This is a genomic window from Ruegeria sp. ABV4_181 (assembly GCF_056158465.1).
On the sequence record NZ_JBSWTI010000002.1, the window covers coordinates 2,638,392 to 2,657,259 of the forward strand.

Here is an 18,868-nt window from a genome sequence, read left to right on the forward strand (position 1 = left end):
CTCCTTAAGGTTGCTATGGCCTGATGCGCTATCGCGTCAAGTGTGCCGTGAAGAAACCGTCCGTGCCGTGTGAAACGAGCCACGTTTTGCGAAAGCGCGCGCTCCATTCCGGGTTGGCCTGAAGAAAAGCATCCACGACATTGCCATTCTCATCATCAAGCATCGAACAGGTGGCATAGGCCAGCACGCCGGCCGGATGGGCCAGATTTGTCAGCCTTTCCAGTATTTCCGTCTGGATGCGCGACAATGCGTGCAGGCGATCTTCGGTCAATGCCCATTTTCCTGCTGGTGCACGGCGCCAGGAACCGCTGCCGGAACAGGGAGCATCGGCCAGGACAACGTCGAACGGGGCGTGATCCGCGATTTCGTCCGGCGACAAAATGGTGACGTTTGCCCCTGCCCGCTCCGCCCGTGCGGGCAAGTCCCGCATTCGACCAACATTCACGTCATGCGCAAAAACCTTCACGCCTGAATGCGCGGCCAGCGCCAGCGATTTACCACCACCTCCGGCACAGTAATCCAGAACGCGCATTCCCGCTTGCAGGTCCAGCGCGGCGACGACGGCCTGGCTGGCTGCGTCCTGAAGTTCGACCAGTCCTTCAGCATAGGCGCGGCTTCCCGCGACTTTTCGGGCGCCTTCCTTTATTTCGAGAGCGGTGTCACAGGCCGGAAGGGCGGACGCGATAATGCCGTCTGCGCTCAGTGCAGCAATGGCGCCCCGGACGTCTACCTTTATCAAATTGACCCGCAGATGTACCGGAGCACGGCCCCGCAAAGCCTGTGCGACCACGCCTGCCTGTTCACCCAGCGATGCTTGAAATCTGGGCCACAGCCATTCGGGAATGTCCAGCCGCTCGGCTTCGGTTTCAAAGTCACGTCCTGTTTCCGTGGGGGATACCGGCTCGGGCGCGTGCCGCAATCCGGTGAACAGTGCGTCAAGATCGGCGCCTTCAGCCCGCGCCGCTCCGATCATCAATCCGCGACCGGTCTCTGATCCGCCCATTGCGGCAAAGGACCGTTTGCATCGCATTGCTGAAAAGACATGATCCCGCACGGCCGCACGGTCCTTGGAGCCCGCGAAACGACTGCGCCGAGCCCAGTTGGTCAGCGATTTCTCGACAGGCGCACCGGACAGGATCTCGTCCAGAATTTCTATCGAAGCCTGAATGCGTGCGGCCGGCGTCATGGAATGTTCCGTTGCGGTTAAGGGCGGGCTGCCCGATGTCGAAAACGCAAGACGGCGCCCGGGACCGGGCGCCGTTCTCAATCAGGTTCGGGCTCACATCACCCGGTAGTTCGGGCTTTCGCGGGTGATCTGCACGTCATGCACGTGGCTTTCCTTCAACCCGGCCCCGGTGATTTTGACGAAATGGCAATTCCTGCGCATCTCTTCGACAGTGGCGCATCCCGTGTACCCCATTGCCGCCCTCAGGCCGCCAACAAGCTGATGCACCACAGCGCTGGCCGAGCCCTTGTAGGGCACCTGCCCTTCGATCCCTTCCGGCACCAGCTTGTCATTGGCGGCGTCCTTCTGGAAATACCGATCCGCCGAGCCGCGCGCCATGGCACCAAGGCTGCCCATGCCGCGGTAGGATTTGAACGACCGACCCTGATACAGGATCACCTCGCCCGGGCTTTCGTCCGTCCCCGCGATCATCGAGCCGACCATGGCGCAGGATGCCCCCGCTGCGATGGCTTTGGCAAAATCGCCCGAGAACTTGATGCCGCCGTCCGCGATCACCGGGACATCCCCCGCCGCCGAGGCGCAATCCATGATGGCGGTCAGCTGCGGCACGCCAACGCCCGCAACCATCCGCGTGGTGCAGATCGAGCCCGGCCCGATGCCCACCTTGATCGCGTCCGCCCCGGCATCGATCAGTGCTTTTGTCGCCTCGCTTGTCGCGACATTGCCCGCGATGATCTGAACCTCATTCGACAGGGTCTTGACCCGTTTCACCGCGTCAAGCACCCCTTGCGAATGGCCGTGTGCGGTATCCACAACGATGATGTCGACGCCCGAATCCACCAGCTGTTCCGAGCGTTCGAACCCGGCATCCCCGACCGAGGTTGCAGCCGCAACTCGCAACCGGCCCAGCCGGTCCTTGCACGCGGTCGGATTCAGCACCGCCTGTTCGGTGTCCTTCAGCGTCAGCAGGCCGGTCAGCTTGCCTTCGCCGTCGACCACCAGCAGCTTTTCGATCCGGCGGGCTTTCATCAGGCTCTTGGCCTCTTCCAGATCCGCCGGCTCTTGCAGCATGGCCAGATTTTCCGAAGTCATCATGACGTGGACCGGCGTTTCTTCCGAAGTTGCAAACCGCATGTCACGGTTGGTCAGAATGCCGACGACGCGACCGGCGTCGTCAACCACCGGAAAACCGGTAAAGTTGTAGCGCTGCACCAGGGCCTTAGCATCGGCCAGGGTCTGATCGACCCGAAGGGTCACAGGGTTGTAGACGATGCCGGATTCAAACCGCTTGACCCGGCGCACCTCGCGGGCCTGCTCGTCCACGGACAGGTTTTTGTGAACAACGCCGATACCGCCTGCCTGTGCCATGGCGATGGCCATGCGCGCTTCGGTCACCGTATCCATGGCCGAGCTGAGCAGCGGGATGTTCATGGTGATCTCGCGCGTCACGCGCGTGGTCGTATCCGCCGTTGCCGGCAGCACCGACGAGGACGCCGGAACCAAAAGAACATCGTCAAAGGTAAGTGCCTCACGAATTTGCATCTGTTAACCCCATGCAAAAGCCCGTTTGGCGGTGACCCTATTGCATGGATTCAAGCTAAGGAAAAGCCCCTGACCTAAACTAGTTTTCACCCGCGGTGCGATACCGCAGCAAAAAACGACGCAACGCGCACAAAACGTGCCGCGGAATGGCCTTTCCCTTTTGGCGCAAACCCATATCTTGCCCGGCATACGCGCGAATACAAAAAGGCAGGCCAGACATGACCACCGACCCCCTTGTTGTCTTTACCCCGTCGGGCAAACGCGGGCATTTCCCCGTGGGCACTCCGGTTCTGACTGCCGCCCGGCAGCTTGGGGTCGATCTGGATTCGGTCTGTGGCGGGCGTGGGATTTGCTCGAAATGTCAGATCACGCCCAGCTATGGTGAGTTTCCCAAACACGGCGTCACCGTCTCGGACACTGCGCTGAGTGCGTGGAATGCCGTCGAACAGCGCTATGACGACAAACGCGGGCTGAAGCCCGGCCGCCGTCTGGGATGTCAGGCGACCGTTCAGGGCGACATTGTGATCGACGTCCCCCCCGAAAGCCAGGTACACCGTCAGGTGGTCCGCAAAGCGGCCGCCGCGCGGGCCATTACGATGGACCCTGCGACCCGGCTTTATTTTGTGGTCGTGGAAGAGCCCGATATGCACTCGCCCACCGGCGATCTGGAACGTCTGGAACGGGCCCTGCGCCAGCAGTGGAAGATCGACGCTGTCACCGCTGACCTGTCCCTGATGTCCAAGCTGCAACCGGTTCTGCGCAAAGGGAAATGGGAGGTCACGGTCGCCCTTCACAAGGGCCACAAGGACGAGGTGGCCCGGATCGTTGAAATCTGGCCCGGCCTGCATGAGAGCGGGCTGTACGGGTTGGCGATTGACCTTGGCTCAACCACGATCGCGGCCCACCTGACCGATCTGGAAACCGGTGAGGTCAAAACCTCCTCGGGTCTGATGAACCCGCAAATCAGGTTCGGAGAAGACCTGATGAGCCGGGTGTCCTACTCGATGATGAACCCTGGCGGGGACAAGGAAATGACCAGGGCCGTCCGCGAGGCGATCAACGATCTGACCTCCTCGATTGCGGAAGAGGCCGATATTGACCCCGCGCTGATTGTCGAAACCGTGTTCGTCTGCAACCCGGTCATGCATCATCTGCTGCTGGGTCTGGACCCGGTCGAACTGGGTCAGGCGCCGTTTGCGCTGGCGACTTCGGAAAGCATGTCGCTGCCTGCCCGTGACATGGACCTGACCAAAATGAACCCGCGCGCGCAGGTCTACATCCTGCCCTGCATCGCAGGCCATGTTGGTGCGGATTGTGCGGCTGTGGCGTTGTCGGAGGAGCCCGGAAAATCCGAAGACCTCGTGCTGATCGTCGATGTTGGAACCAACGCGGAAATCCTGCTGGGCAACACCTCTCGCGTGCTGGCCTGTTCCTCTCCGACAGGGCCCGCCTTCGAGGGTGCGCAGATCAGTTCCGGCCAGCGCGCCGCACCCGGAGCAATCGAGCGGATCGAGATCGATCCCGTCACCAAGGAACCCCGCTTTCGCGTGATCGGGTCCGATAGATGGTCGGACGAAGAAGGGTTTGACCGGGATGTCGCAACTACGGGAATCACTGGCATATGCGGTTCGGGCATTATCGAAGCCGTCGCCGAAATGCGCATTGCCGGGTTGCTGGATGAAAGCGGACTGATCGGGTCTGCCGACCAAACCGGCACAGCCCGCTGTGTCCCCGAAGGCCGCACCCACGCCTATCTGATCCACGATGCCAGCGCCGAGGGCGGTCCGCGCATCACCGTTACCCAGGGTGATATCCGCGCCATCCAACTGGCCAAATCCGCGCTTTATGCCGGCGCGCGCCTGCTGATGGACGAAATGGGCGTCGACAAGGTAGATCGCGTGGTTCTGGCCGGGGCGTTCGGCGCGCATATCTCGACCAAACACGCGATGGTTTTGGGCATGATCCCGGACGCGCCGCTGGACAAGGTGAACAGCGCCGGCAACGCCGCCGGAACCGGCGCCCGGATTGCGCTGTGCAACATCGGTTCGCGGGCCGAGATCGAACGCGTCGTGCGCGAGATTACCAAAGTCGAAACAGCCATCGAGCCCAAGTTTCAGGATCATTTCGTCGCGGCGAACGCCATCCCGCACAAGACGGACCCGTTCCCGGAACTGGCGCAGGTGGTCACGCTGCCCGCACCATCCTTCAACACCGGCGGGGACGAGGAGAAATCGGGCCGTCGCCGCCGCCGCCGGTCATAGGATGGCCTGCGGCCGGTGATAGTGGTGCCGTTGGCGGCCACCACCTGAAAGCTGTATCAAGAACGCGCAGAGGTCGGGCGGTGCAACGCCCGGTTTCCGGCATCACAGAAACGGCAGTCTTTCCCTGCGAAACTTGTCTGAGATAAAGACGGCATCCCCGAACCGGCGCTGCCCGCTGGGCGCGGATCGGCCGGGGAAAATGTCGTACATGGAATAATTGAACCGATCCAACTCGTTCCAAAGGTCCAGAATCAGGGGACAATTCGCATAATGCGGCGTTGCGAACCATTCGAACATGATCATGTCGATGCGCTGCTCGGACAGCATCTGCGTGGCACCTCTGAATATATTCAGCTCGGACCCCTGCGCGTCGATCTTCATGCAGGAGATGTGCGAGATGCCATTCTCCTCACAAAAGGCGTCGATTGTGTTCACTTGCACCTGAATGGATGAAACGACCTCGGATTCCGGGTGGTTTGCAACCGTCTCGTCACTCATCGGCAGCAGCGAGGACGTTCCTAGACTTTTGCCAACAAAAAACTCGGCTTCGCCCGGCGTATCGCTAAGCGCCTGCTGCACGACATTCACGGCCGAGAACGAGGAAAACCTGTTGGCCAGAAAGCTGGCCTGTTCTGGCAGGGGTTCAAACAGAAAGCAGGGGCAGTCGGGGAAAATGCGGATCAGGTGGCGGGCGATGGTTCCCCGGTTCACGCCGATGTCGAACAGGGCGCCGTCCTCATGCGCGACGGCGGACAACCGCGCCAGCGATCCGACAGGCCCGCCCTTTTTTGCGACTACTTGCGCCCGCCGCGTCAGCTGTTTCTTCATGACCGAGATCCCTTGGAGCGGGTAGCGGGAATCGAACCCGCGCGTTCAGCTTGGGAAGCTGACAGGCTACCATTACATCATACCCGCCGCGTTGGATTGGATAGCACTCTCGTCTGGCAGACTTCAAGCACGTTTCGGTGCTGATTGGGCGCTATTCTGTTCGGGCGCGCAGGCTGTCGATCAAGGACTGGTCCACGTCCAGCGCCTGACAGGCCGCGTCCAGCGTTCGCTGATCCAGATGCTGCGGGTTCAGGTCGACATCCGTGGAAAACGCATCAACAATTGCGCGCATCGCCTTGATACGGGCGTATTTCTTGTTGTTGGCGGGAATCACATGCCAGGGGGCGATTGCCGTCGATGTGCGCGCCAGCATTTCGTCCACAGCGACTTCAGTTTCCGCCCAGCGTTCACGATTTCGGAAATCCTCGTAGGTCAGCTTCCAGCGCTTCATCGGATTGCGCAGACGCTCGGTGAACCTTGCCATCTGCTCGTCCGGAGAAATGTGAAAGAACAACTTCACGATCCGGGTTCCGTCATCGACAAGCATGCGTTCGAAATCATTGATCTCCTGATACGCGGCGCGCCAGCGTTCTTTCGGAGTAAGGCTTTCGATCCGTTCGACCAGCACACGCCCGTACCAGCTGCGATCAAAGGCCGAGATGGCCCCGGCCGGCGGCAGCCTTTCCCAGAAACGCAGCAGATAGTGCCGGTTCAGATAGTAGTTTCGGGGCGCACCGATCGGCCAGACCTTGAAGCTGCGCGGGTCCAGCGCCTGGCTGATCCGCCGGATCGTCCCCCCCTTGCCTGCCGCATCCCAGCCTTCAAACACCAGAACGCCCTTAACCCCATGAAACAGAAACGCCTGCTGAATCAGCGCAAGCTGCGCCTGCAGCGCGGCGAGTTGTTCGAAATAATCCTGCTTGTTTAAACGCTTGCCGAGGTCTGTGTCCGCCAGTTTCGGGGGATGATGTTTGCTCATCGTTGCACCTGAACCTATCTGTTGGGGTTCTGCCAATATCGCAAACCAATGATGAACCAGCCTTGATCGGTGTCAAAACGAAAAAGGCCGGGCACTGGGCCCGGCCTTTGATGTCTGGGCGTTGCCTATCCGGCGCGGCGCCGGCGACCGCCACCGCGACGACCGCCTGCCGCACCGGCGGCACCGGCTTCGTCCGGCGCTTTGTTGAACTTGATCCAGGCACCACCATGCGGGTCGTTGTTGGTCAGCAGATTGGCCGCGCGGATGGCCTCCATCTCTTTACCGGCACGCGGCAGGGTCGAACCCAGACCGAACAGCTGGCAAAAGGTTTCGTCATCCATGTCCGCGGGCAGAACGATGCCTTTCGCTTCGACTTCCGCTTTCTTCTCGGCCAACTTCTTCGGGCCAACCGGCAGGGCCACCGGGTTCATGATCGCCGAAGTCATACCCGCGCCCATCGCCATCGGCAGGAACGCGTTGTTGATACCGTGGCGGTTCGGCAGGCCGAACGAGATGTTGGACGCGCCGCAGGTTGTGTTCACGCCCAGTTCCTCGCGCAGGCGACGGACCAGAGCAAACACCTGCTGACCAGCGGTTGCCATCGCGCCGATGGGCATAACCAGCGGGTCCACGACAATGTCATGCGCCGGGATGCCGAAATCGGCGGCACGCTCAACAATCTTCTTCGCAACTTCGAAACGCACATCGGGGTCTTCGGAGATGCCGGTGTCATCGTTCGAGATCGCGACCACCGGAACGTTGTATTTCTTGACCAGCGGCAGAACCAGTTCCAGACGCTCTTCCTCGCCCGTGACCGAGTTCAGCAGCGGACGGCCCTCAGCCGCCTCAAGGCCGGCCTCCAGCGCGCCGGGAACAGAGCTGTCGATGCACAGCGGAACCTCAACCAGACCCTGCACCAACTCGACGATCTTGCGCATCAGCGGCGGTTCGGTCTCGTTCGGGTTGGGGTTCGAGTTGTAGACAACGCCCGCGTTGATATCCAGAACGGTCGCGCCTGCAGCGACCTGGGCGATGGCGTCTTTCTCAACGGTCGAGAAATCGCCCGCTTCCAGTTCGGCGGCCAGTTTCTTGCGGCCGGTCGGGTTGATCCGCTCGCCGATCACGCAGAACGGTTCGTCAAAGCCCAGAACGGCGGTTTTTGTTTTTGATTTACGACTGTACGGGTCATGTCCGTTCCTTAGGAGTTTGCAGGCTTTGCCGAAGCGCCGCCGTTGTCGATAGCCCAGTTGGCGTTGGTCTTGATGCCGCCGAGCGGGAAGAAATGCACGTTGGTGATGTTGAACTCCGGGTTGGCCGCTTTGTGGTTGGCCAGTTCGGTGATCACATCGGTCGGCTCGTAGGGCAGCAACAGCTTTGAGACATCCATCGCGCGCTTCTGCAGGACCTTCAGCGACGGGCCGACACCACAGGCGATGGCGAACTTGATCAGGGTCTGCAGTTTGGCCGGACCGGCAATTCCGATATGGATCGGCAGGTCGATACCTGCGGCCTTCAGACCGTCCGCCCATGCGATGATCGGCTTGGCGTCAAAGGCAAACTGCGTGGCCAGCGCCATTTCCGCATCGGTCGTTTCGTTGAACTTCTGCTTCCAGCGCAGCGCGTCGTCGACATTCCTGGTCGAGCCATCCGGGTCGATGTCCTTGTTGCCCTCGGGGTGACCCGCCACGTGCAGACGTTTGAAGCCCGCCTTGTCGAACAGGCCGGATTCCAGCAATTGCATCGAGCTGTCGAATTCACCATGCGGATTCGCGACACCACCGGCCAGCAGCAGCGCCTGATCGACACCCGCTTCGCCCTGATACATGGATATCCAGTTTTCCAGCGTATTTGCATCTTTGATGATCCGCGCCGGGAAGTGCGGCATCACGGGATACCCTTCGGCCGCGATCCGCTTGGCGGTCTTGACCATGTCTTCGATCGGCGTGCCTTCGATATGAGCGATATAGACGCGGGTGCCTTCGGGCAGCAGCGCGCGGAAATCCTCGATCTTTTCGGCGGTGCGCGGCATCACCTCGATCGAATAGCCCTGCAAAAAGGCTTCGACGGTCGGGTTTACCGGGGCCTTTTCGGCCGCATCACGTTTCTTGAAGTTCAGCAAAGCCATTGCGGCCTCCCATATAGATCTGGGGCTCATGCCCAACCGTCATTGGCGATCAGGGCCTTGACGCGCTCCTGATCGTATTCCGTCTCCAGACGCACGGCTTCGGCCTCGGCAATCTCGGACGGGTCTCCGTCCACAGCAAAGGGTTCGGCCTTGCGCCATTCAGCCAGGTAGGCATCGCTGTCCTTGGCGTTCACCTTCATCGCGGCCCGGTCGATGGCTTGCTCGAACCGCTCCTCCAACTGCCGCTTGGCGCCCCGGCGGCCTTTGCCGACGATGACTTGGGCGGGAATGTCGCGCCAGTATACGATGGTGACGTCAGGCATAGCCTTTGATTCCTCCTAACCAGATGGAGTGGTTCTAGACTTCTATATGGGCCAAGGTCGGTCGATTTTCGACACACGGCGTATTTCAAGCGACCTTTTTGCCCACGATGGGATACCGGGGCTTGTAACCAATTCCCGGTCGAAGTCGCATATCAAAATACTCAACACTTTAATGAGCGTCTTGCACGAACCAACCGCCCGACCTATGGTCGGGGTAACTCGAAAATCGGAGGGCGTTACGATGGCGCCCAAGCGTCCCAAAGGTGCGGGCGCGTTCCCGAAGGCGGTCGAAAGCCCCGCGCCGGCAAGACCCGATCCAGATGCGTTGTATGCGGCGCTGGATCTGGGAACAAATAGCTGCCGCATGTTGATAGCCCAGCCCAAGGGCAGCGGGTTCCATGTGGTAGACAGTTTTTCCAAATCCGTGCAGTTGGGCGCGGGGCTGGAACGGACCGGACGACTGTCGCGGTCGTCGATGGCGCGCACCATTCAGGCGCTGCGCATCTGTCAGCAAAAGCTGAAACGCAACAGGGTCAGACGGATGCGTCTGGTCGCGACCGAGGCGTGCCGCCGCGCGCGAAACTCTCGCGACTTTATCCGGCAAGTCAAGCGTGAGACCGGACTGACACTTGAGATCATCCAGCCCGAGGAAGAGGCGCGTCTGGCCGTCATTTCCTGCGCGCCGCTGGTCTCGACCAAGACCGAGCAATTGCTGGTCGTGGACATCGGGGGCGGCTCGACCGAGCTGGTGTGGATCGACATCTCTTCGGTGCCCCGCCGCGACCGTCCAGCTGCAATCATGCGCCTGCATAACGGGTTCCACACGGTTGAAAGCCCGTTTCCGGCGGCCAAGGTCGTGGACTGGATCAGCGTGCCGCTGGGTGTCGCGACACTGCGCGACCAGTTCAACGATGTCGAGGATGACTCGGCCCGGTTTGCGCTGATGAGCTGGTTCTTCGAAGAAAATCTGGCCGATTTCGCGCCCTACAAGGATGAACAGGCGCGCGAAGGGTTTCAGATCGTCGGCACCAGCGGCACGGTGACGACCGTGGCTGCCTCGCATCTGGGGTTGAAGCGTTATGATCGGACCAAGGTGGACGGTCTGCGCATGACCAGCGATCAGATTGACAAAGTGATACGGGGATACTTAGAACTCGGCCCACTGGGGCGGCGGCGAGATCCGCGTATCGGCGATGACCGGCAGGCCCTGATCATGTCCGGCTCGGCCATTTTGCAGGCTTTGTTACGCTGCTGGCCCACCGACCGCCTTTCCGTGGCGGACCGTGGGCTGCGCGAAGGTCTGCTTTATGCGCAGATGAGCGCGGACGGCGTATTGGAAGACGGACCGTTCTGATGGCGAAGACACCGAGTGGAAAGAATACCTCAGGCCGTGGACAACGCGACCTGAAGGTTAAGGTCAAGACCGCGCGCGGGCGCAAGCTCAGCTCGACCCGCTGGCTTGAGCGGCAGCTGAACGACCCGTATGTGAAACGCGCGCAGGCCGAAGGCTATCGCGGGCGTGCGGCGTTCAAAATTCTGGAACTGGACGACAAGTTTCGCTTTCTTGTCCCCGGCGCGCGCGTGGTCGATCTGGGCTGCGCCCCCGGTGGCTGGTGTCAGGTGGCGGTGAAACGCGTAAACGCGCTGGGCGAACGCTCGGGCAAACGCGTCGGCACGGTTCTGGGCGTGGATCTGCAAGAGGTCGAACCCGTGGCTGGCGCGGACACCCACGTGCTGGACTTCATGGAGGACGACGCCGATCAAAAGGTCAAGGACTGGCTGGGCGGCAAGGCGGATGTGGTGATGTCGGATATGGCGGCGGCCTCATCCGGGCACAAACAGACGGACCATCTGCGCATCATGGCCCTGTGCGAAACCGCGGCCTATTTCGCCTTTGACGTTCTGGAAGAAGGCGGCACATTTGTTGCCAAGGTGCTGGCCGGGGGCGCGGAAGGCGATCTGCAAAAGCTGCTGAAACAGAAATTCGAAAAGGTGGCGAATGTGAAGCCGCCTGCGTCCCGGTCGGACAGTTCCGAAAAATTCGTGGTCGCAACCGGTTTCCGGGGCTGAGTTCAATCGTCCAGGGAAATACTGTCGCCCGTCAGCACCTGTTCGCGCAGAGAAGCCGCGGCGGTGCGTTGCAAAAGCAGGGCTTCGCCATGGTTGATGTATTCAGGTTTTCGGGCCTGAAGATCGGCAATCCGCTGGTTCAGCGACAAGGGGCGCTGCAACTGCCATGTATGGACTGGTTTTTCAAACATTGGCTACCTATGGACCTGTCCAGGGTTCTGCTTAGCCAAATTCATTAACCGGAGATTTTGCCGGGAACGTGGCGTAAACCGGGCCACGCGATGCCGTTTCAGGGATCAAGCTGCGCCTTGAGTTGTCGCAGTTCCGGGCTGGCGGGTAAGCTGGCCAGCCCCTCGCGCAGAACTTCGCGCGCGGCGTCAGGGCCGCGGTTGATCTGGGCCAGTTGCACCAGTATCGGCCACGCTTCGGCCCGCTGCGAGTCCAGAGTGACGACCTCGCGAAAGGCGCGTTCGGCGGCTGGCGCGTCCCGAAATGTCAGGGCCGTCCCGCCCAGCACAAGATGTGTCTCGGGAAAGTCCAAACGGTTGGACAACGCCGCCTGCCACTCGCCCATACCCTGCCCGACCAGCGCCTGCTGGGCGGGGTTCAGGGATTGCATCGGAATGGTCAGGAACTCTTTCGCGGCCGAAATCCGCACGTTCAGCATCGGGTCCGAGAGCAAGGGTTCAAGGCGCTCTACCCGCTCTGGCAACCCGGCCTGACGCTGTAACGGGGCCGCGTTGGCACGCACCAGAGGGTCCGGATCAGTCAGCATTGCGGCGGTGTTCGCGGCAACGTCCGCTGATCCGAAGGGTTGCAGCAAATATACCGCCGTTGCGCGGACGATCCCCGGCTGTCCCGGGTCGGTCGCAATGGCCAAAAGATCCTCTGGCCCGTCCATGCGCCCGGTCGTCGCCGCCTGAAAGGCCGTGCCAAAATGTGCGCCCCGACGCGCGGAATCGGGAAACCATGCCTCAATCTGCTGCGCGGCCCAGTCCTGATCTTCGTCGCGGTGGCAATCGGTGCAGGCATCCTGCCCCAAATTCAGGTCGGGTCGCGGAATACGAAAACTGTGATCGCGCCTGCCATCCACGCCCATATAGACACGTTCGATCATGTGGCAGGACTTGCACTGCGCACCGTCGCTGTTTTCCGGGTGTTGATGATGGCCAACAGAGTCGTAATCTTTCGCCGTAAGCGTTGGAAACTCCGGGTTGGCAACCGGCGAGTGGCACTGTGTGCAGACCCCGTTTCCTTCGGCCCGAAGCCTGGCGCCATGAGGTTCGTGACAATGCATGCAACCAACGCCCCGGTCATACATCTTCGATTGCAGGAACGAGCCGTAAACATAGACCTCGTCCTGAATCTGACCGTCGAACTGGTAGAGACCGGGGCGCAGCACTGCCAGATTATAGGCGTCGTGATAAGGGGTTCCGGGTAACGGGTTTCCGTCCTGATGCGCCTCGCGCCGGGAATGGCAACCGGCGCATTGCTGAATCTCGGCCTCGGTGCGGCCCCTGCCCCAACTCATGGTAAAGCCGAATTTGTTCAGGCCGGCAGCAACCGTCTGGCCATTGGTCCAATCGATATGCGCCGATCCGGGGCCGTGACAGGCCTCGCACCCGACACCGATTTCGGCCTGCTTTGACCTGTAGGTTCTGGTTTGCACATCGTAGTTTTTTTCGAACCCGGTCGCATGGCATTCGGCACAGCGCGCGTTCCAGTTCTTATAAGGGCCGGTCCAGTGCAGACCGTCGCCGGGCGGCAGGTCCTGATCGGGATACAGGTGGAACCAGCGTTGTTGTTCCGTGTCCCAGACAACGTCAAAGCTTTGCAGACGGCCGGGCTGTGTTTCGAACAGGTATTGCTGCAAAGGTTCGATCCCGACGACCGAATGCACATCATAAAGGGTTGTTGCGCCGTCCTTTTCGGTCACATGGGCCTGCAACACGTCATCCATTTCGTCAAACTCGACAGACATTCCGTCATGGTCAAAGCGAGTGCCTTCGAAATCCGCCTTGACGTGCCCGGACGCAACAGAGGTCCAGGCCAGCGCGTGGTGCGAAGTCGACCAGGCCTCGGCCTCCTCCTCATGGCAGTTCACGCATTGGGCAGAGCCGACATAAGTCGGGGTCTGGGCAAAAGCAGTAAGGGGCACGAACATCGCGATTGCGGCGGCGACGAACCTCACGAGGCGCGCCCTTCCGGTCCGCTTTGCAGATCCATCAGCGCGCCGTTGAATTCCGCCCCAAGGATCAGGATCGCCGCACAGAGGTACAGAAAGATCAATGCCGCCATGGCCCCCGCTAATCCGGCATAGGTGGCGCTGTAGGTTGCGAACTGTCCGATATAGATCGAAAACCCCCAACCGCCCGCCGTCCAAAGGGCAAGGGTCAGCAGCACGCCCGGCAAAATCTGCATCACCCTGTGACGCCGCGTCGGCAGAACCAAATGCGCCAGGATCACCGTGCCCGCCGGAACCGCCACCGTGAAGGTCCAGCGCAGCCGGTCCACCGATAGCCAGTCAGAGACATTGACATCGGTCTTTTCGGATACCAGCCGCGTGTAGAACGGCAAAACAACCTCGACCGCGGCGATTGCCAGAATGGCGGCACCGCCCACAACGACCAGCCCCAGGCACAACAAGCGCGTCTTCCAGAATGGCCAGCTGTCACGGTCATGATACGCCTGATTGATCGCAGCGCGCACGGCAACCACACCGTTCGAGGCAAAGAAGATCGCAAGAAGTCCCCCCAGCGTGATGACACCGGACCCGGATTCCGCAAGGACGGCGCGCAGCTCGGTGACAATCGGCCCCGCGACATCCTGCGGCCACGCGCCAAAAAGCAGCTCGATCAACTCGTCCGTGACATAGTCCTGAGACAGTGCCCCCGCCAGCGCCACAGTAAACAGAACAAAGGGAAACAGGGCCAGCATAAGCGACATGGCGACATGGCTGCTCATGACGAACCCGTTCTTGGCGCCAAAGCGGATGATGGCCAGCCAAAGCGCCTGAACCGGTCGTCCAAATAAGGGAATCACTCGTGCGCTCATTCACAAAGACTAACCCGCCCGTCCCGCTCAAAGAACCGCCAATTCCGGGGATGTCTCAATTTATCCCTTACAAATGACTGGCCGCATTGCATAATCCGGCCTTGCTGTGCAGGATCGGCGGCACACACAATCCGCTGCCCCGCCGCGCAAAGTGCAGTTCCTGATACGGGCCGATCAATGACTTTGGACAATGACATCGCTTCCAAGCCGACGAAACTGAAGCTGTCCGTCGTGCGCGACGTGTCGATAGTGGCGACACTCATGGTGCTGGGACTATATGCAGGGTCGGCGTTTCTGGTGCCCCTGACCATGGCATTGCTGATCAATGTCCTGATCATTGCGCTCAGCGACCGAATCATCGCCCTGACCCGCGCGCCCGTCTGGCTGGCCAATATCGCGGGCGTCACCGTGGTTCTGGCCGGCCTGTTCGTCATCATGTACATTCTGGGCAGTCAGGCGACCCAGTTCGCGCGCTCGATCAACACCTATGAGGCCCAGTTCGACAACGCGGTGAACCGCATCGCCGGGCTGGTGGGCAATGACGTGACCACCTTTATCCGGGACAACCTGATCAGCATCGACATGTCCTATGTGGCCCGCGTCCTGCTGGGCAGCGCCACATCCCTGCTGAACCATTTCTTTCTGATCAGCCTCTACGTCGCCTTCCTTATGGCCGAACGGCTGGCCTTTCGGAAAAAGATACGGCTTGCAGCGGGCGATCCGAAAACGGGTGCGGAGTTTGCCGCCATACTCGATGCGATTTCCTTCAGCCTGCAACGCTATGTCGGGGTCAAGACGTTCATCAGTCTGATTACGGCGACCATCAGCTATCTGGTCTTCAAGCTGTTGGGTCTGGAATATGCCGAAACCTGGGCTGTGCTGACCTTCGCGCTGAACTTCATTCCCTCGATCGGCTCGATCATCGCGGTGGTGTTTCCATCAATGATTGCGCTGGTGCAGTTTGAATCGATCGGGCCGTTTCTGATCATTGTATTGGGGTGCGGCACCCTGCAATTCCTGATCGGAAATTTCCTGGATCCCGCAATGTTGGGGCGGTCTCTGAACATGTCCACGTTTCTGGTCATTCTGGCGCTGACCTTCTGGACCACGGTCTGGGGGCTGATCGGGTCCTTCCTGAGCGTTCCGCTGACTGTTTGCATCCTGATCGTATTCAGCCATATCCCCGCGCTGCGCCCCATCGCCATTCTGATGTCACTGGACGGCAGGCTGGGCGAGGATGACCGCCCGCAAACGGCCGGTTAGTCCATGCGACGGCCGGTTTTCATCGGGTCGGAAATCTATCGCAATTCGACCTATGGCTCAAAGCATCCCCTGGCGATTCCGCGCGTGTCCACGGTCATCGATCTGTGCCGCGCGCTGGGATGGCTGAATTCCAGGAACTATCGCGTCAGCCCCTGCGCCAAGCCAAGCGCGTTGCAGAGCTTTCACACACCCGAATACATCTCGGCCCTGAGGCTGGCGGAAAAGCAGCAAAGGGTTTCCGAGGATATCCGCGCCAGACACGGTCTGGGCACAATCTCAAACCCGGTATTTGCGGAAATGTTCCGACGTCCGGCCACCGCTGCGGGCGGGTCGATGCTGGGTGCGGAACTGATCCGTGAGGGCGGGATCGTGTTCAATCCGGCGGGCGGCACCCATCACGGTCTGCCTGATCGCGCCAATGGGTTCTGCTATCTGAATGATCCGGTTCTGGCGATACGAACCCTTCTGAACGCCGGGCTTGATCGCATCGTCTATGTCGATATCGACGCGCATCACTGCGATGGGGTTGCGGCCGCGTTTCATGGCTCGGACGTGGTGCGGATGATTTCGATCCACGAGGCGCGCAGATGGCCGTTTACCGGCGCGCTGGATGATGATGCGGGCGGCGCGGCGTGGAACCTTCCCGTTGCCCGCAGCCTCAATGACAGTGAGTTTCTCGCCATTCTCGATCAGGTCATACTGCCGGCCACGGTCGCCTTTCGCCCGCAGGCCATCGTGATGCAATGCGGGGCCGACGCCGTAGCCGAAGACCCGCTGTCCCGCCTGACGCTGTCCAACAACGCCCACTGGCTCGCGGTCGCCAGCCTGCGCGATCAGGCGCCAAGGTTTCTGGTTCTGGGCGGCGGTGGGTATAACCCCTGGTCCGTGGGCAGGCTGTGGACCGGCGTCTGGGCGATCCTGAACGGGTTCGACATCCCCGAAACGCTTGCGCCGGAAGCACAGACAGTTCTTCACACCCTGACGTGGAACCGGGCCGCAGGAAAACGGCCTCCTCAGCACTGGTTCAAAACGCTGCGCGACGCTCCGAACGAAGGTAAGATACGCCCGGAGCTGCGCGCGGACATGCGCATCCTGTCGGATCGGATTTCTCAATCCGTACGCCAGTGATCGGCAATTGGTTGCCGGCAAACGTGCTGCCCGTACGTCAAAAGTTGTGTAGATACTTTGCGATATGGCGCAGGACCGGGATCGCATCTACACTGGTACCGATTAACAAGGCAAGAGACCGATAACCCCATGTGGACACTTCTCGTTTCCGCGCTCGTCTTCTTCCTCTACGCGACGGCCATCGTCTTTTCGATACGCGCTGCGCAGACCGCGCGCACGCCGCAGGGGGCCGTGGGGTGGGTGGTATTTCTGATCGCCACGCCGCTGCTGGGGGTACCTTTGTACCTGTTTCTCGGCCACCACAGGTTTCGCGGGTATCGCATCGCCAGAAAGCAAAGCGAACGGGTTGTCGAGGGCATCAAGACCTTTGCGGATTTTTCCAAACCCGACGCCGAAAGAATGCCGATCAACCCGCGCCCGTTCGAAGCACTGGCGCACCTGCCCGTTTCGCGCGGAAACGGGGCGGAATTACTGGTGGACGGACAGGCCACTTTCGATGCCATATTCCAGGCCATCGACGACGCACAGAACTATGTCCTGATTCAGTTCTACATCGTGCGCGACGATGCGCTGGGCAAGAAACTGCAAGCAAAACTGATCGCGGCAGCAGAACGTGGCGTCTGCATCCGGTTCATGACCGACGCGGTGGGCAGCTACGGCCTTCCGACCGCCTACCTTGACGCCCTGCGCACAGCGGGGATCGAGATTGCGAACCCCCGGGATCGCCGCGGGCCGCAGTACCGGTTTCAGCTCAACTATCGCAATCACCGAAAGACCGTGATCATTGACGGCGAAACCGGATTTATCGGCGGGCACAATGTGGGCGTCGAATATCTGGGGCAGGACGCCCATTTCGGCCACTGGCGCGACACGCATATCCGAATGACCGGCCACATTGTCCGGCAACTGCAACTGATCTTCACCGAAGACTGGCATTGGGCACATGACGAGGACCTGATCGATCAGCTGGATTGGGCAGGATCGGAATCCGAGCAGGACATGAACGCGTTGCTGGTGGCCACCGGCCCGGGCGACGAGACCGAAACCGGGGCGATGATGTTCTTTGCCGCCATCACCGAGGCCAAGGAAAGGCTGTGGATCGCGTCGCCCTATTTTGTGCCGGACATCGACATCATGACGGCGTTGCAACATGCAGCCCTGCGTGGTGTCGACGTGCGCATTCTGGTGCCCGACGTAATTGACCACCGCCTGCCCTGGCTGGCCGCATTCGCCTATTTTGATGAAATCAGGGAATGTGGCGCGCGGGTTTTTCGCTATACCGATGGCTTCATGCACCAGAAAGTGTTCGTGGTCGACGACACATTGGCCGTGGTGGGAACAACCAATCTGGACAACCGCTCGTTCCGCCTGAATTTTGAAGCGATGGCGCTGTTCTTCGATCCGCGCGCGGCGCATGCCGTTGACGCGATGCTGCGCAAGGACTTCGAATCCAGTTACGAACTGACCCGCAATCTGCCCGATCAGCCGGCCTATATCCGCTTTGGATCACCCCTTGCGCGACTATTCGCACCGATCCTCTAGGACATCAGTTCCTCTTTGAAGACCTGCGTCATCAGGGCAACCATGAATGCCGTGGATAATCCAAACGCCAGCAGCCCGGTCACCGACGCAAACGCGCCGAAAATGCGCAGTTGCTCCCCCAGAACAATGTCGCCGTAGCCGAGCGTCGTAAACGTTACCAGCGAGAAATACAGCGCCGAGTTCCAGTCGGGCAGGACATCCCCCAATACCCAGACAATCGCCCAAAGCCAAACCTGGAACGTATGAATAGCCACAATGAACATCAAAGCGATACAGATCGGCCCGGCGATCGAGACGAATCTTTTGCTGTTTTCCAGCCGAACGGACATCACGCGCACCATTTGCGTGCACCAGGTGAGAAGGATGATTTCGATCAGAAAGCAGATGCCAAGATAGATGCTGCCCCAAACGATCTGCTGCGTTAATGTCATAAACCTGTATCTCTTGTACCCGTCCGGAAAAGTCCCTTCACAATGGCCGCTTCCGCGAAACGGAACAACCCCGTGACCACCGCTGCGACGAATGGAAACGAAAACGCCTCGGTGCTGGACTCTGCCGGGTGGCGCT

General features: G+C 60.5%; 16 protein-coding genes, 1 tRNA gene and 1 pseudogene. 6 read left to right on the forward strand and 12 right to left on the reverse strand.

Features of this window, described 5'->3' with window-relative positions:
- Positions 1-28: 28 nt before the first annotated feature.
- Positions 29-1,186, reverse strand: coding sequence for an RsmB/NOP family class I SAM-dependent RNA methyltransferase (locus ACXAC3_RS13095; RefSeq protein WP_475160789.1), 1,158 nt, complete (start codon positions 1,184-1,186; stop codon positions 29-31).
- Positions 1,187-1,279: 93 nt separating this feature from the next.
- Positions 1,280-2,728 carry an IMP dehydrogenase gene (gene guaB / locus ACXAC3_RS13100; protein WP_475160793.1) on the reverse strand — a complete coding sequence of 483 codons (1,449 nt, stop codon included), beginning with the start codon at positions 2,726-2,728 and terminating at the stop codon, positions 1,280-1,282.
- A gap of 218 nt (positions 2,729-2,946) precedes the next feature.
- Here guaB and ACXAC3_RS13105 point away from each other — a divergent pair, with 218 nt between their 5' ends.
- Positions 2,947-4,989 (forward strand): ASKHA domain-containing protein, encoded by a 2,043-nt coding sequence (locus tag ACXAC3_RS13105; protein WP_475160795.1) that lies wholly within the window; start codon positions 2,947-2,949, stop codon positions 4,987-4,989.
- A 102-nt stretch (positions 4,990-5,091) separates the two neighbouring features.
- Here ACXAC3_RS13105 and ACXAC3_RS13110 read toward each other — a convergent pair whose 3' ends face one another.
- The 6 genes and pseudogenes from ACXAC3_RS13110 to ACXAC3_RS13135 all read right to left on the reverse strand — a co-directional run bounded on the left by ACXAC3_RS13110 (position 5,092) and on the right by ACXAC3_RS13135 (position 9,244).
- Positions 5,092-5,817: an FkbM family methyltransferase gene (locus ACXAC3_RS13110; protein ID WP_475160797.1), complete on the reverse strand. Its 726-nt coding sequence runs from the start codon at positions 5,815-5,817 to the stop codon at positions 5,092-5,094.
- 13 nt (positions 5,818-5,830) lie between these two features.
- Positions 5,831-5,904 (reverse strand) — tRNA-Gly (locus ACXAC3_RS13115).
- A gap of 64 nt (positions 5,905-5,968) precedes the next feature.
- Entirely contained in the window at positions 5,969-6,796 is an 828-nt protein-coding gene (locus tag ACXAC3_RS13120; protein ID WP_475160800.1) for a polyphosphate kinase 2 family protein, read from the reverse strand.
- Positions 6,797-6,921: 125 nt separating this feature from the next.
- A pseudogene (locus tag ACXAC3_RS13125) lies at positions 6,922-7,985 on the reverse strand (methyltetrahydrofolate cobalamin methyltransferase).
- 9 nt (positions 7,986-7,994) lie between these two features.
- Entirely contained in the window at positions 7,995-8,921 is a 927-nt protein-coding gene (locus tag ACXAC3_RS13130) for a methylenetetrahydrofolate reductase (protein ID WP_475160803.1), read from the reverse strand.
- 26 nt (positions 8,922-8,947) lie between these two features.
- Positions 8,948-9,244 (reverse strand): virulence factor, encoded by a 297-nt coding sequence (locus ACXAC3_RS13135; RefSeq protein WP_475160805.1) that lies wholly within the window; start codon positions 9,242-9,244, stop codon positions 8,948-8,950.
- 241 nt (positions 9,245-9,485) lie between these two features.
- Here ACXAC3_RS13135 and ACXAC3_RS13140 point away from each other — a divergent pair, with 241 nt between their 5' ends.
- The gene (locus ACXAC3_RS13140) at positions 9,486-10,598 is read left to right on the forward strand and encodes a Ppx/GppA phosphatase family protein (RefSeq protein WP_475160806.1); all 1,113 of its coding nucleotides are present in this window, start codon (positions 9,486-9,488) and stop codon (positions 10,596-10,598) included.
- Positions 10,598-11,314: an RlmE family RNA methyltransferase gene (locus ACXAC3_RS13145; RefSeq protein WP_475160809.1), complete on the forward strand. Its 717-nt coding sequence runs from the start codon at positions 10,598-10,600 to the stop codon at positions 11,312-11,314. Before ACXAC3_RS13140 ends, ACXAC3_RS13145 begins: the two co-directional genes overlap by 1 nt.
- A gap of 2 nt (positions 11,315-11,316) precedes the next feature.
- Here the strand turns inward: ACXAC3_RS13145 and ACXAC3_RS13150 are convergent, their stop codons facing one another.
- The 3 genes from ACXAC3_RS13150 to ACXAC3_RS13160 form a co-directional block, all read right to left on the reverse strand.
- Positions 11,317-11,505 (reverse strand): hypothetical protein, encoded by a 189-nt coding sequence (locus tag ACXAC3_RS13150; RefSeq protein ID WP_475160810.1) that lies wholly within the window; start codon positions 11,503-11,505, stop codon positions 11,317-11,319.
- Positions 11,506-11,603: 98 nt separating this feature from the next.
- A complete protein-coding gene (locus ACXAC3_RS13155; RefSeq protein ID WP_475160813.1) occupies positions 11,604-13,505 on the reverse strand; it encodes a multiheme c-type cytochrome in 1,902 nt (633 codons plus the stop codon).
- Entirely contained in the window at positions 13,502-14,368 is an 867-nt protein-coding gene (locus tag ACXAC3_RS13160) for a YihY/virulence factor BrkB family protein (RefSeq protein WP_475160816.1), read from the reverse strand. The genes ACXAC3_RS13155 and ACXAC3_RS13160 overlap by 4 nt, the downstream gene beginning before the upstream one ends.
- Before the next feature lie 177 nt (positions 14,369-14,545).
- Between ACXAC3_RS13160 and ACXAC3_RS13165 the strand changes: the two genes are divergently transcribed.
- The 3 genes from ACXAC3_RS13165 to cls all read left to right on the forward strand — a co-directional run bounded on the left by ACXAC3_RS13165 (position 14,546) and on the right by cls (position 18,301).
- Entirely contained in the window at positions 14,546-15,631 is a 1,086-nt protein-coding gene (locus ACXAC3_RS13165) for an AI-2E family transporter (protein WP_475160818.1), read from the forward strand.
- A 3-nt stretch (positions 15,632-15,634) separates the two neighbouring features.
- Positions 15,635-16,759, forward strand: coding sequence for an acetoin utilization protein AcuC (locus tag ACXAC3_RS13170; RefSeq protein ID WP_475160820.1), 1,125 nt, complete (start codon positions 15,635-15,637; stop codon positions 16,757-16,759).
- A 129-nt stretch (positions 16,760-16,888) separates the two neighbouring features.
- Entirely contained in the window at positions 16,889-18,301 is a 1,413-nt protein-coding gene (gene cls, locus ACXAC3_RS13175) for a cardiolipin synthase (protein WP_475160822.1), read from the forward strand.
- Here the strand turns inward: cls and ACXAC3_RS13180 are convergent.
- Positions 18,298-18,732 carry an ion channel gene (locus tag ACXAC3_RS13180; RefSeq protein WP_475160825.1) on the reverse strand — a complete coding sequence of 145 codons (435 nt, stop codon included), beginning with the start codon at positions 18,730-18,732 and terminating at the stop codon, positions 18,298-18,300. The two genes, cls and ACXAC3_RS13180, sit on opposite strands and share 4 nt — an antisense overlap.
- Positions 18,733-18,868 lie beyond the last annotated feature (136 nt).